At 74.5% G+C, this 12802-nt stretch carries 10 protein-coding genes; 3 read left to right on the top strand and 7 right to left on the bottom strand.

What is annotated here, in order from left to right; all coding sequences use genetic code 11:
* Positions 1–570 precede the first annotated feature (570 nt).
* Both KM933_RS20405 and KM933_RS20410 read right to left on the bottom strand, forming a co-directional pair.
* On the bottom strand, positions 571–1104 hold the full coding sequence (locus KM933_RS20405) for an ATP-binding protein (protein ID WP_221354213.1): 534 nt from the start codon (positions 1102–1104) through the stop codon (positions 571–573).
* A 217-nt stretch (positions 1105–1321) separates the two neighbouring features.
* Positions 1322–1645, bottom strand: coding sequence for a hypothetical protein (locus KM933_RS20410; protein ID WP_221354215.1), 324 nt, complete (start codon positions 1643–1645; stop codon positions 1322–1324).
* Between the two features lie 423 nt (positions 1646–2068).
* Here KM933_RS20410 and cds1 point away from each other — a divergent pair, with 423 nt between their 5' ends.
* Entirely contained in the window at positions 2069–3166 is a 1098-nt protein-coding gene (gene cds1 / locus KM933_RS20415; RefSeq protein WP_221354246.1) for an L-cysteine desulfhydrase Cds1, read from the top strand.
* Positions 3167–3356: 190 nt separating this feature from the next.
* On the opposite strand, the gene KM933_RS20420 is transcribed toward cds1, so the two are convergent.
* Entirely contained in the window at positions 3357–3839 is a 483-nt protein-coding gene (locus KM933_RS20420) for an SRPBCC family protein (RefSeq protein WP_221354217.1), read from the bottom strand.
* Between the two features lie 166 nt (positions 3840–4005).
* Positions 4006–4860, bottom strand: coding sequence for a DeoR/GlpR family DNA-binding transcription regulator (locus tag KM933_RS20425; protein WP_221354218.1), 855 nt, complete (start codon positions 4858–4860; stop codon positions 4006–4008).
* Between the two features lie 288 nt (positions 4861–5148).
* Here KM933_RS20425 and KM933_RS20430 point away from each other — a divergent pair, with 288 nt between their 5' ends.
* A complete protein-coding gene (locus tag KM933_RS20430) occupies positions 5149–7542 on the top strand; it encodes a hypothetical protein (RefSeq protein WP_260333844.1) in 2394 nt (797 codons plus the stop codon).
* An 18-nt stretch (positions 7543–7560) separates the two neighbouring features.
* Here KM933_RS20430 and KM933_RS20435 read toward each other — a convergent pair whose 3' ends face one another.
* The 3 genes from KM933_RS20435 to KM933_RS20445 form a co-directional block, all read right to left on the bottom strand.
* Complete coding sequence (locus KM933_RS20435; protein ID WP_221354220.1) at positions 7561–9996, bottom strand: right-handed parallel beta-helix repeat-containing protein; 2436 nt, start codon at positions 9994–9996, stop codon at positions 7561–7563.
* 179 nt (positions 9997–10175) lie between these two features.
* Positions 10176–10781, bottom strand: a complete 606-nt coding sequence (locus KM933_RS20440) for an Rv1733c family protein (protein WP_221354222.1) — start codon at positions 10779–10781, stop codon at positions 10176–10178.
* Between the two features lie 682 nt (positions 10782–11463).
* Complete coding sequence (locus KM933_RS20445; RefSeq protein WP_221354224.1) at positions 11464–11907, bottom strand: DUF6643 family protein; 444 nt, start codon at positions 11905–11907, stop codon at positions 11464–11466.
* A 274-nt stretch (positions 11908–12181) separates the two neighbouring features.
* Here KM933_RS20445 and KM933_RS20450 point away from each other — a divergent pair.
* A partial coding sequence (locus tag KM933_RS20450) for a TerD family protein (protein ID WP_221354226.1) occupies positions 12182–12802 on the top strand: 621 nt, incomplete at its 3' end.

Here is a 12802-nt window from a genome sequence, read left to right on the forward strand (position 1 = left end):
CCCGTCCCGCGCCGGACCACGCCCGGCCTCGTCCAGGCTTCCGGCGCCACCGGCGCCCTGACCTTCGGGCGACGGCGACGGCGCGTCCGGCGAGGCGCCGGGCGACGTCTTCGCCTTCGCGGCGCGTCCGGTGAAGTGCCGGGGAACGCCTTCGCCTTCGCGGCGCGTCCGGTGAAGTGCCGGGGAACGCCTTCGCCTTCGCGGCGCCTCCGGCGAAGTACCCGGCGGTGCCCTCACCTTCGCGGCGCCGCCNCTCCGGCGAAGTACCCGGCGGTGCCCTCACCTTCGCGGCGCCGCCGGGCCCGCTCCCCGTGGTCACCGAGGCGGGGTGGTCACCGGGGCGGGCCGCGCGGCCGGAGCAGCAGCGGGTCCGCGCCCGGCCCGGCGAGCCGTACACCCCGGCCGTCCCGGCGTGCTCCGGGCCGCCGCCACCGGAAGAACCGCGACCCGGCTCCTCCCGCGTGGGGAGCGGACCGTCGCCACGGCAGCCGGTGTCCCGCCCGCCGCCTCCGCCGCCGTGCGGGGGCACGGACGGCGGAGACGGCGCGAGGAGGCCCTGTCACCGCCCGGTCAGCCTGCAACGGCGGACCGGGCGGGAGCATGTCCGCCCCGGAGCGCGCCGGCGACGCGCTCCGCCCCGGCGAAACCGCGGGCGGGCGACTCGACGACCGCGGTGTACGGGGGGCCGGCCGGCCGTGCCGCCCTGGGGGGAGGGGCGGCGAGGGAGAACCACACGACCTTGCCCGACTCGCCGTTCCGCCGGACGCCCCACGTCTCGCTCACCGCGGCGACCATCGAGAGGCCGCGTCCGCAGGTCGCGGAGACGTTGGCGTCCTGCACCTCGGGGAGGCGCGGGTCGCGGTCGTGCACCGAGACCGTGAGCCGGTCGAGGAGCAGTTCGATCTCGACGGTGCACAGCTTGTCGGACCGGGCATGCAGATGGACATTGGTCAACAGCTCGGTCACACCGAGCGCGGCCCGGTCTATCAACGGATCCAGATGCCAGTAGCGCAACTGCGCAGATACGATTCTGCGGACCTGGCCGATCCGCGACGGCAGAGCATGGAGCTCGACCGTGCAATGCCTGCTTGGCTGGCTGATCACGCTGCGACTCCCCGAATTGAGGTCCGGAAGAAGACGAGTACGGATCCAGCGGGCTGCCTACGCGCGCCGGCCGCCCTGCTGTCCTTGGCCGGCGGGCTGGTTCGCAGCGTTATCGCCGGTAAACCCAGAGTGACGTGACAACAGAGTGACCCACGAGGTGCGGCCCCGCAACTTGCGGTGTTCCCGGCGGCCGGGAGTGCCGCGGCCCCCGGCCGGCTCAGTGCTTGCGTCCCGCCGCGTCGCGCACGGCCTCGATGAACCGGCGGGCCGCCGGAGGGCCGGGTTCCCCGGGCGCCGGATCGTGGTCGCCCAGGGTGAGCAGATAACGGGTGCCGTTGACATCGGCCAACGCCCGGTCCTCGTGGGCGAACCAGGGCTTCGAGGCCCGGACCGCCTGTACCGGCGCGCTGTCTATCTCGCTCCCGTAACTGGTGAGCAACTCCAGCCTGCCGTCGCTGATCCGGACCTGTCCGGCCCGGGTGAGCGAACGCAGCCGCTTTCCGATCCGTACGCCCTTGGCCGTGAACTCCGGCTCCGCCATATGCCCGCCTCTGGTGCGCTTCGGTCGTGTCCTGTCATGGATTCGACGCGGATACCCTCACGCATGCGACGCGAGTCCCGTCGTGGACCGCGCGTGAATCCCGTTGCACGTCATGTGAACCTGTGGCCGTCCCATGGGGGATCGGCTCCCGCGTTTGCAGTCTGCCTGCGCCGGGCGTCGAGCACCAGTGCGCATCGCGGGGTGGCACATGCCCTCCGGCGCACTCACGTGAATGCGCCCCCCAGCCCTCCGTGACAGGCGGTGCCAGTAGTTCCTTTGAGGTGCTCAAAGAAGTGTTTATGCAGGTGAGAAGGGTGCTGAAGGTGCCTATGATCGAGGCGTCCGACCACGTGACCCGACGTCGGCACGACCCGAAGGAGCCCCGCCGTGACCGCCCCGCAGCAGGCCCGCCCCCACGAGCCGATGGCCACGCTCGACGTCGACCACAGCGACGCGGAGTACCGCCGCTGGCTCAAGGAGGCCGTGCGCAAGGTCCAGGCCGACGCGAACAGATCGGCCGACACCCATCTGCTGCGCTTCCCGCTGCCCGAGCACTGGGGCATCGACCTGTACCTCAAGGACGAGTCCACCCACCCCACCGGCAGCCTCAAGCACCGGCTGGCCCGCTCGCTCTTCCTCTACGGCCTGTGCAACGGCTGGATCCGCCGGGACCGCCCCGTCATCGAGGCGTCCAGCGGCTCCACCGCCGTCTCCGAGGCGTACTTCGCCGGTCTGATCGGGGTTCCGTTCATCGCCGTCGTGCCCCGCACCACGAGCGCCGAGAAGTGCCGGCTGATCGAGTTCCACGGCGGTCGGTGCCACTTCGTCGACGACCCGCGGACGATGTACGAGGAGTCGGCGGCCCTCGCGGCCGAGACCGGCGGTCACTACATGGACCAGTTCACCTACGCGGAACGGGCCACGGACTGGCGCGGCAACAACAACATCGCCGAGTCCGTCTACCGCCAGCTGGAGCTGGAGCGCCATCCCGAACCCGCGTGGATCGTGGCCACCGCGGGCACCGGCGGCACCTCGGCGACCATCGCGCGCTACGTGCACTACATGCAGTACGACACCCGTGTCTGCGTGGCCGATCCGGAGAACTCCTGTTTCTTCGAGGGCTGGACCACGGGGGACGCGGACGTCACCACCGACTGCGGCTCGCGCATCGAGGGCATCGGGCGTCCGCGCATGGAGCCGAGCTTCGTGCCGGGGGCCGTCGACCGGATGATGAAGGTGCCGGACGCGGCGAGCGTGGCGGCCGTGCGGGCGCTGGAACGGGCCATCGGGCGCAAGGCGGGCGGCTCGACCGGCACGGGTCTGTGGAGCGCGCTCAGGATCGTGGCCGAGATGGTGGCGGCGGGCCGGACCGGCAGCGTGGTGACGCTGCTGTGCGACCCCGGGGACCGCTATCTCGACAAGTACTACTCGGACGACTGGCTGGCCGCCCAGGGACTGGACATCGCGCCCTACACGGCCACGATCGAGTCGCTGCTGGCCACGGGGGTCTGGCCCGGCTGAGGAGGCCCGCGGGAGCGGCCCGGGGCGGGGTGCGGGACCGGCCGGGACGGGGAGCGGCCGCCGGCCCGGCTCCGCCCCCGGACCGCCGTACCACCGGCGGGCGGACACGCGACCTGCCCCGGACGTCCGCCGGTGGTACACGGACCGCTCCGCCCCCGCCCCGCACCCGTCCCGTTCGCCCCGTCTCCCGTCAGGGCGCGGCAGCCGGGGCGATCCGCCGGTCCAGCCGCGTCACCGCGTCGCGGAACGCCCGGTGCAGGCCCGCGCGGCCCAGCCGCATCCCGAGGCGCAGCGGCGCCGTGCCGTCGGCGGCCCAGGTCCACCGCAGCCGCGTACCGGAGCCGTGCGGCGCGAGCCGCCACTCCTCGACGAGGGCGCGCAGGCCGGGGGCGTTCGTCACGTCGACGCGGTACGCGTACACCTCGCCGGGCCCGGCCGCGACGACGGTCTCCTCGAAGCGCGTGCCGCCCCTGAGCCGGATGTGCCGTCCGCGGCCGTCGTCGGTCGGACGGGCCGACGTCACGGCGGAGAACCACTGCGGCCAGCCGGCCACGTCCTCGGCCAGCGCACGGTAGACCGCCTCGGGGGGCGCGGCCATCTCACGCGTGAACACCAGCCGTACGGGAGCGGTCCCGACGAAGTCGGGCCCCACGGGGCGCAGTCGGTGGGCCATGCGCGCAAACCCCCTCGCGGGAACGGGTCCGGGAACGTGCGGCACCGCGCCCGTGACACGGCGGCCGACGGGGCGCGGCCACATTAGCCGACGACCTGTCAGATGTCTGTACCGCGGATGTCCGTACCGTGGAGGCCCGTGCCGCCCGCGACCGCCCCGGAGGTCCTCAGGCGCCGGGTCCGTCAGACCCGTCAGCCCCGTTCTCGCTCTCCGGCTCGCCCGCCACCACCAGGCGCCGCAGGTGCTCGGACACCTCCGCGCGCGCCTCCGCGGGCAGTCCGCCGTCCGTCACCAGCGTGTCGATCCGGTCCAGCGCGGCGAACGAACTCAGCCCCACCGTGCCCCACTTGGTGTGGTCCGCGACCACGACGACACGCCGTGCGGACTGCACGAGCCGCCGGTTCGTCTCGGCCTCCGCCAGGTTCGGCGTGGACAGGCCCGCCTCCACGGATATGCCGTGCACCCCGAGGAAGAGCACGTCGAAGTGGAGCGCCCCGATGGCCTGGTCCGCGACGGGACCCACCAGCGAGTCCGACGGCGTGCGCACCCCGCCCGTCAGCACGACCGTCGCCGCGCCCTGCCGCTGCCCCGACGTGCGCTGCGCCGCGTGGAAGACGTCGGCCACCCGCACCGAGTTGGTCACCACGGTCAGGTCCGGCACGTCCAGGAGGTGGTGGGCGAGCGCGTACGTCGTCGTGCCGCCCGACAGCGCGATCGCCGTGCCCGGCGTCACCAGCGCCGCGGCCGCCCGCGCGATGTCCTCCTTGGCCGTCAGCTCCAGACCCGACTTGGCCTCGAAGCCCGGCTCGTGCGTACTCGCCTCCACCACCGGGACGGCGCCGCCGTGCACCTTCTCCACCACACCCTGACGGGCGAGCGCGTCCAGGTCGCGGCGGACCGTCATGTCGGACACGCCGAGTTTCCTGGTGAGTTCGTTGACCCGGACGCCGCCGCGCCGCCGGACCTCGTCCAGGATCAGGGCGCGCCGCTGCTCCGCGAGGAGGTTCTGATTCTCGCTCACGTCCGCTCCGGTTCCCTTCGCCTCGACCCGCCCGACCTGGACCTGACATGCCCCTGCGCCCTCATCCACCAGGACGCTCCCCTCACCCGTGGACCGCGCGACGCCCATCCTCGCACGGGTCACCGCAGGTCGCGCCACTGCTGTGGCGGCACGCGCACATCACGCCGCGCCCTTGTCCGGTACCGGCCCACGGATCGGGGAGATTCGGTGACGAGTGGTGCGCGCACCGCCGGCCCGGAGGATCCTTGCATCCGAACATGGCACATGCCGTACGGGGATCACGGGGGAATGACAACAGTGGACCGTCTGCAGGGGCACGCCCCGACCGCAGGGACGAACGGACCGGAGCGGCGGCCGGCGGCCGACACCGCTCTCGAACTCCTCGTCCACGGCGTCGGCGGCACGACACCCCAGGAGATGCTGAACGACCCGCGCACGGTGCGGATCACCGGCGACGACACGGCCGCGGTGTTCCGCCGGACCGACGACGCCGAAGCGGAGAGGGACGCGGCCGAGCGGCCCGCCGCGCGCCGGGGCGAGCCGGTCCCCGAGGCGTACGTCTGGTGCAACCTCACCTCGGGCGACGGCTCCAGGGCCCTGTGGCTGCTGCTCCTGCCGTTCATGGTGGTCAACCTCGCCCACTGGATGCGGCCCACGGTCGGCGACAACCGCGTCGCGGCCGTGCGGCTCTACGGCCTGATCGTGCGCCTCACCGGGCTGACCCTCACGGTGCTGCTGGTCGCGGCGGCCTGCGAGGTCGCCCTCGACCTGGTCGCCTGGCAGTGCGCGGGCACGGGACCGTGCGCCGAGGAGCACTCCTGGCTCGGCTTCCTGTCCCCGGCGGTCCCGGGCGACGGCTGGTGGAGCCAGCCCGGCCGCCGCCTCGCCCTCGCCGCCCTGGTGCCCGCCGCCCTCACCGGCCTCCTGTGGTACCTCTCGCACCGCACCTGGAGCGCGTACGAGTCCCAGCAGCCGCTGCCGCGCGAGGACGAGCCGGACGAGGAGACCGGCCGGGCCGGACTGAGCCGGCCCGGCTTCTGGTACGGCCGCCGCCTGGTCGCCCGGCTGCGCGTCGCGCACACCGCCGCGGGCCTGCTGACGGTCGCCGCGGCGGTCGGCACCGCCGCCGCCCGGCACGACCGCGAGGCCGGCGGGCCGGCCGTCCTGGAGGTGCTCGGACGGCTCCTGGAGGTGTCGTTCGCGGCGGGGGCGGGCGTCGTGCTGTGGGTGGTCTGCCGCCGGGGCCGCAGCGAGCACCGGCTCGACCGGCACCTCGACGCGGCTCTCGTACGGTGGCTGCCCCTCGGCTCGATCGCCCTGCTCGCCCTCACCCTCGGCTACGCCGGCTGGTCGCGCCCGGCCTGGGAATCGGAGTCCCGGCTGCCCGGCGACGCCGCCTTCGGCACCATCGCGCTGGTCGAGGGCCTGCTGGTGATCGCCCTCGGTGTCGTGGCCCACGTCCTGCACCGCTCCCACCCGGAGCCCCGTACCGCGATGCGGGGCCTGGCCGGACCCGCCGTCGCGATGCTGGCCTGCGCCCTGGGCGCGGTGATGTCGGGCGGTGTCTCCCAGCGCGTCGCCGACTGGCTGGACGGCACCGGCGCCACCATCGCGGGCCCGCCCGTCCTGCTGACCTGGCAGGCGTCCGTCATCCCGCCCCTGCTGCTCGTCCTGCTCGTCCTCGCCGGCTGGCTGGTCCGGCGCACCGTGGTGCTGCGCCGCACCGAGGCGGCCGCGGTGGACCTCGCCTACGCGAACGAGGCCAAGGACGCCGCCACCACCCGCCGTATCGCGAGCATCCGCGCGATGGCGGCCCTCACCGACCGGGCGCCCCGGATCGTCGGGGTCACCTCCGTCGTGACGCTGGTCCTCAGCGGCCTCGCCCTCGCGGGCGCCCTGGCCACCGGCGAGACCCCGGCGCGGGCGGCCGACGACACGTACGCCGTCGTACGGGGCGCGGCCGAGACCGCGCAGGCGCTCGGCTCCTGGCTGATAGGGGTCGGCTTCATACTGTTCGTCACCTGGGGCCGCCGCGCTTACAAGGACCGCACCGCGCGCCGCACCATCGGCATCCTGTGGGACGTCGGCACGTTCTGGCCGCGCGCGGCGCACCCCTTCGCGCCGCCCTGCTACGCCGAGCGCGCCGTCCCCGACCTGACCTGGCGCATCGCCGGCTGGACCCGCGCCACCGGCGGCCGCCTCGTGCTGTCCGGCCATTCCCAGGGCAGCGTCCTCGCGGCCGCCGCGGCGTGGCAGCTGGAGCCGTCGGTACGCCGGAGGGTGGCCCTGCTGACGTACGGCTCACCGCTGGAGCGGCTGTACGGGCGCTGGTTCCCGGCGCACTTCGGGCCCGCCGCGCTCAGCGGCCTGCACCGGGACGTCGACTGCTGGCGCAACCTGTACCGGGCCACCGACCCCATAGGCGGTCCCGTACGGCTGCCCGGCGCCTGCGGGTCCCAGGTCGACCACGAGGCCCTGGAGGACCCGCTCGCGTACGGCCGGACCGAGAAGCACCCGCTGCCCGCGCCGATCCTCGGGCACTCGGACTACCAGGCGGATCCCGTGTTCGCGCAGGAGCGGCAGACGCTCCTGGCCCGGATCGGACCGGGCGTCCCGGCGCCCCGCCCGTGCTGCGACCCGCAGGAGCCGCGGGACCCCGGGAGCGGGCCGCCGCGGCCGTAGCCGGCGGGCCGGGGGAGCTCAGGGAAGCTCCGGCAGGTCCTCCGGGTACAGCAGGGTGAGGTCGTCCGTGCTCGGCTCGTCGAGCTGGGCGACCCGCCCCGCGTGCCGCTCCACCATCGCCTCGAAGGTCTGGCGCGCGGTACGGCCGTTGCCGAACGCGGGCCCCTTCGGGATCGCCGTGAAGTACTCGGCCAGCGCTTCCGGCGTCCCCGGCGCCAGCCGGTACTCGTGCTCGTCCGCCTGCTGCTCCACGATCCGCAGCAGTTCCCCGGAGCCGTAGTCGCTGAAGGTGATGGTCCGTGAGAAGCGGGACGCCACACCGGGGTTGACCGACAGGAAGCGCTCCATCTCGGCCGTGTAACCCGCGACGATGACGACCACCGCCTCCCGGTGGTCCTCCATGAGCTTCACCAGCGTGTCGATCGCCTCGCGGCCGAAGTCGCGCCCCGAGTCCTCCGGCGACAGCGCGTACGCCTCGTCGATGAACAGGACACCGCCGCGCGCCCGGTCGAACGCCTCCTGCGTGCGGATGGCCGTGGACCCGATGTGCTCGCCGACCAGGTCGACACGGGACACCTCGACGAGGTGCCCCTTCTCCAGGACGCCGAGGGCGGCCAGGATCTCGCCGTACAGACGGGCGACCGTCGTCTTGCCGGTGCCGGGGGAGCCGGTGAAGACGAGGTGGCGCCGGGCGGAGGCCGCTTTGAGCCCCGCCTGCTGACGGCGCCGCCCCACCTCGATCATGTCGGTGAGGGCCCGCACCTCGCGCTTGACGCTATCGAGGCCCACCAGCTGGTCCAGTTCACCGAGCACCGCGTCCGGAGTGCGGACCGGCCGCTCCGGCCCGGCCGCGGGGGCCGGTGTCTCCGGCCCGGACACACGCTGGCCCGGGATCATGCCCAGCAGACCGGCGGACTGCCCCACGCCCTGCACGGCGGTCTCCGGGACCGGGGGCCGCACCTGCGCGCTCTCGTCGCTCGTGCAGTCCTCCACCAGGGGCCCCGTGCCGGAGCCCTGGTCGCCGCCGGCGTCGGCGAACTCGTAACCACCGCGTGCGCACCGCTCCGTACGGCACTTCTTCAGGGTCGCCCGGCAGCCGTCGATCACGTGGAAGCCGTAGCCGCCGCTGCCGGTGACCCGGCAGCCGTGGAAGCTGCCGCGGCCGCCGGCCGACACGTAGAAACCGGCCTCCGCGGGCGAGGTGACGGTGCACCGCTCGATGGTGGGGTCGGCGCCCTTGGTGACGATCACGCCCGTCTGCGTGCCGTCGACCGTGCAGCCCGACAGGGTCCCGCCGCTGCCGTGGTCGCGGAACCAGGCGCCCGTCGCGGCGTCCCTGATCCGGCAGTCGTCGAGCTGCGCGGTGGCGCCGTCGCTGACCGACACGGCCGTGTTGCGGACCTGCGCGATGTCGCTGTCGACGACGTCCGCGCGCGAGCCGCGGTCGAGCACGAACAGGGCGTCCGGCACGTCGTGCACCCGGCAGGAGTCGAGGACGACCGTCGCGCCGTCGCTGACCCACACCGCGGGGTAGTCGCCCGTGCTGTCGTGGATCTCGCACTGGTTGGCGTCCACGCGGGTGCCCGGGTCCCAGACGGAGAGCCCGTTGCGCCCGAACCGGCACACGGTGGTGCGGGTCATGGTGAGGACCGAGCGGGACCGCAGGTCGACCGCGTTCTCCGGGACGTCGTGGATGCGGCAGTCGGCGAGCGTCAGCACGGCGTCCGTGTCCAGGGTCACGCCGTCCGAGGTCGTCCGGTGCACGTCGCAGTCCGTGAGGTGCGCCGTGGCCCGCGCGGAGACCTGCACACCGCTGCCCCTGACCTCGTAGACCTCGCAGCCCACCGCTTCGAGGGCGGACTGCTCGCCCGTCACCGACAGGCCCGCGCCCGCGGTGTGGTGCACCCGGCAGCGTTCGAGACGCGGCCGGGCGCCGCCGCGCACCGAGACGCCCGACTGCCCGGCCGCCACGACCTCGCACTCCTCGAACACCCCGCCGCCGCCGTCGAGCACGGAGACGCCGACGCCCGCGGGGTTGTCCACGGCGCACCGCCGTACCGTCGGCCGGGCGCCGCCGCGCACCTCGATGCCGGCCGCGGACCGGGTGACGATCCGGATGTCCGTCAGCTCCGGCGTGCCCTCCTCGACGAGCAGCGCGGGCGCGGCCGAGTCCTGGCCCTCCACCAGCAGGTCCTGCACCACCGCGGAGGCACGCACGGTCAGCGGCACCCCGTCGGCGGGCGCGATGCGCACGGAACCGGCCGACCCCTCGGAGCCGCGCAGCGTCACCGCCCGCTCGATCACGAGGTTCTCCCGGTAGGTCCCGGGCGCGACGGTGAGCACGTCACCGTCGGCCGCGGCCTCCAGGGCGGCGGCGAGCGATGCGTACTCACCCGTGCGGCGCCGCCACCGCGACGTGCCGGTGTGCGTCACCTGGACCGTGCCCTGTGCCATGGCGCTGCTGTGCCCCCACCTCGTCGTACGCGGGTCCTGAGAATTCGTGCCCTCCGCCCGGCTGTGGCAACTCGGCGCGCGGGGAACGGGAAACAGCCTCTCACGACGGTGCCGAACACCTCGGCCGGTCCACCGTAGCGTGCGCGGGGCCGCGCGGTTGACCGGAGCGTGGAGTGCGGTCAGCTGCCGGCGCCCGCCCGGCCCCAGTCCGGCCCGGCCCGGGACCAGGCCCGGTCCCAGCGCTCGTACCTGCGCCGCACCAGCTGCCGGACCACCAGGCGCCGGGAGCCCTCGACGGCGCCGGCGCAGGCGGCGGCCGTGCCGAGACCCGCCAGGACGGCGTGCGTCGCCGCGGTCGCGTCGTCCAGCGGGCGGCCCACTATCCGGCCGCGGTCGTCCGTCCACACCGCGAACCGGTCGCCGCGCCGCGGGGACGCCGACGCCGCCATGGCCGTGCCGTGCCGGACGGCGCCGTCCGGGGCCCTCCAGCGGGCGACCACCCGGCTGTGGGAGTCGCGCCCGGAAGCCGTCTCGGGATCCGGGTCGAGCGGAGTGCGGTCGGCGTTGCGCACGACGGTCGCCGTCACCGGGTGGCGGTTCTCGCGCTGCTCGCGCACGGACTGCCGCAGGGCGTCCTCGGCGAGCCGGCCGACCAGGAGACCGGCCAGGGGCGCCCCGACGAGGATCAGCAGGAGCGCCCCCAGGGCCAGCCACGCCTCGACGAGGTCCGTCGTGCGCCGGAGCGGGTTGTGCCGCCAGCGCCACAACCCTCTGATCGCCCGCACCGCTGCGCACCCCCTTCCGCGTCCGTGGGTAACCCCGACCGGAGCCGTTCACGCGCGGAGTCCGGACGGGAGAGAGCGACATCACCTCTCCCGCCGGTCTCCCACGAACTCCTCACACAGGCCCAACGGCCGTGCCCGCCGCCGGTGTTCCCGGACGGGTTCCCCGTCCGGGAACACCGGCGGGCCGCCCGCGCGCCGGACGAGGCCGTCCGGTGCGGGATCCCGCCAGAAGACCCGTCCGCCGCCGGAACGGCGGCGCTGCGCGGGGGCGTGCGGAGGTCCGCCGCCCTGCGCGGATGCGTTCCGGCCGTCGGGTGCGTTCCGGTCGGCGGATGCGTTCCGGCCGTCGGCCGGGCCGGCCCGGATCGGGTCAGGTCGAGACGGATCGGATTGAGCCGGGCCGGGCCGGGCCGGGTCGCCGGGGGCGCGAGCCGTACGGCGGAACCGGGACGGGCGCCGGACCGGATGTGCGCCGCGGTCCCGACGGAGCCGGCTCCCCCCTGTCCTGCCGGATCTCCACCGGCCCGGTGCCGTCGGCCGGGGCACGGGCAGGCTCAGCGGTCCACGGCCGGGCGGCGGCCCCGTCCCGTGCGGTACCTGCTCCGTACCCGCTTCCCCGTGTCCGCCCCGGCCGGACGCCGTCCTGTCCGGAGGACCCGGGCCGCCTCCGGCTGAACCGCCCTCAGTAACCCCGGTACTGCTGGTTGTTGTACGGGTCCTGGTACGGCGCCGGGGCCGGGCGCGGCGCCGCGGGGCGCATCGCCTCGTAGCCCGTGCCGCCGCCGTTCGCCGGGCGCTGCTGCTGGGGGGCCTGGGGCCCCGGGTAGCCGCGCGGCGCGGCGCCCTGCTGCGGGATGTACGGCGCGGCGGCCTGCTGCAGCGGAGCGGGCTGCTGGGCCTGCGGGTAGCCGTACGACGGAGCCTGCGGAGAGGGCGCGGCGGGCAGGGCGGGCAGCGCGGAGGAGAGGGCGGGGAGGTTGCTGCCCGCGGTGTCGTAGGCCGCGGGAACCCGGATCGGGGCGATCTGCGGGGTGCCCCGCTCGGCCACGAGAGAGTCGTAGATCGGGGTGTCCGGGAAGGAGGCGGAGTAGTAACCGCCGCCATAGGTGGAGCGGGGGGAGGTCATGACACATAAGTTAAGCCCACGATGTGCTGGTTGGGGAGACCGATAAGAGGCTTGTTTTCCGTGTGGGCAGTGACTCGGTACCCCCAATGTGAGCGAACTTGGCGAAAAAGGGCGGCGCGTCGCGTGGAGATCGGGTAAAAGCCGAGTTCCGGGTGGGTTACCCGTGGGTCGGCCGACCCTCTCCCGGCCCAATCATGGGCGTTCGCCGCCCGGGGGATTAAGTTGGCGCGGAACGACCGAACGCGACAGGGCGCGGTCCTGGCGAAGACACCCGATGGGGGCGGACATGTCAATGTCTAAAGGTTCGAACGTTCCGGTGCCGACGGCAGGACTGCGGGTCGAACTGGGCTGGCGGGCCGGCCCCGGCGTGCCCGACGCGGACGCCTCGGCGCTGCTGCTGGCCTCCGGCAAGGTCCGCTCCGACGCCGATTTCGTGTTCTACAACCAGCCGGCGCACTCCTCCGGCGCGGTGCGCCACGAGGGCAAGCGGAACGCGGGCGGGCAGGTGAGCGACACGCTCTTCGTCGACCTCGCGCGCGTGGAGCCCGCCATCGAGACGGTGGTGCTCGCGGCCTCCTCGGACGGCGGCGCCTTCGGGCAGGTCCCCGGCCTCTACATCAGGGTCCTCGACGACCGGCAGGGCACGGAGGTCGCGCGCTTCGACAGCGAGGGCGCGAGTGTCGAGACCGCGTTCGTGCTCGGTGAGTTCTACCGCAGGCAGGGCGGCTGGAAGTTCCGCGCCGTCGGGCAGGGGTACGGCAGCGGACTCGAAGGGCTGGCCACGGACTTCGGCATCACGGTCGACGAGCCCCCGCAGGCGGCGCCGCCCGCTCCGGTGGCCCCGCCGCCCGCCCCCGCGGCGCCTTCGGTCCCGGCGGTCCCGCCGGCCGCGGCC

The organism is Streptomyces beigongshangae (genome assembly GCF_019710745.1).
In the GTDB taxonomy this organism is placed as follows: domain Bacteria; phylum Actinomycetota; class Actinomycetes; order Streptomycetales; family Streptomycetaceae; genus Streptomyces; species Streptomyces beigongshangae.

Excerpts from the sequence above, each read along its gene's own strand:
- KM933_RS20410 (WP_221354215.1), bottom strand. The coding sequence starts at position 1,645 with ATGGCGGAGCCGGAGTTCACGGCCAAGGGCGTACGGATCGGAAAGCGG.
- cds1 (WP_221354246.1), top strand. The coding sequence starts at position 2,069 with ATGGCCACGCTCGACGTCGACCACAGCGACGCGGAGTACCGCCGCTGG.
- KM933_RS20420 (WP_221354217.1), bottom strand. The coding sequence starts at position 3,839 with ATGGCCCACCGACTGCGCCCCGTGGGGCCCGACTTCGTCGGGACCGCT.
- KM933_RS20430 (WP_260333844.1), top strand. The coding sequence starts at position 5,149 with ATGACAACAGTGGACCGTCTGCAGGGGCACGCCCCGACCGCAGGGACG.
- KM933_RS20435 (WP_221354220.1), bottom strand. The coding sequence starts at position 9,996 with ATGGCACAGGGCACGGTCCAGGTGACGCACACCGGCACGTCGCGGTGG.
- KM933_RS20445 (WP_221354224.1), bottom strand. The coding sequence starts at position 11,907 with ATGACCTCCCCCCGCTCCACCTATGGCGGCGGTTACTACTCCGCCTCC.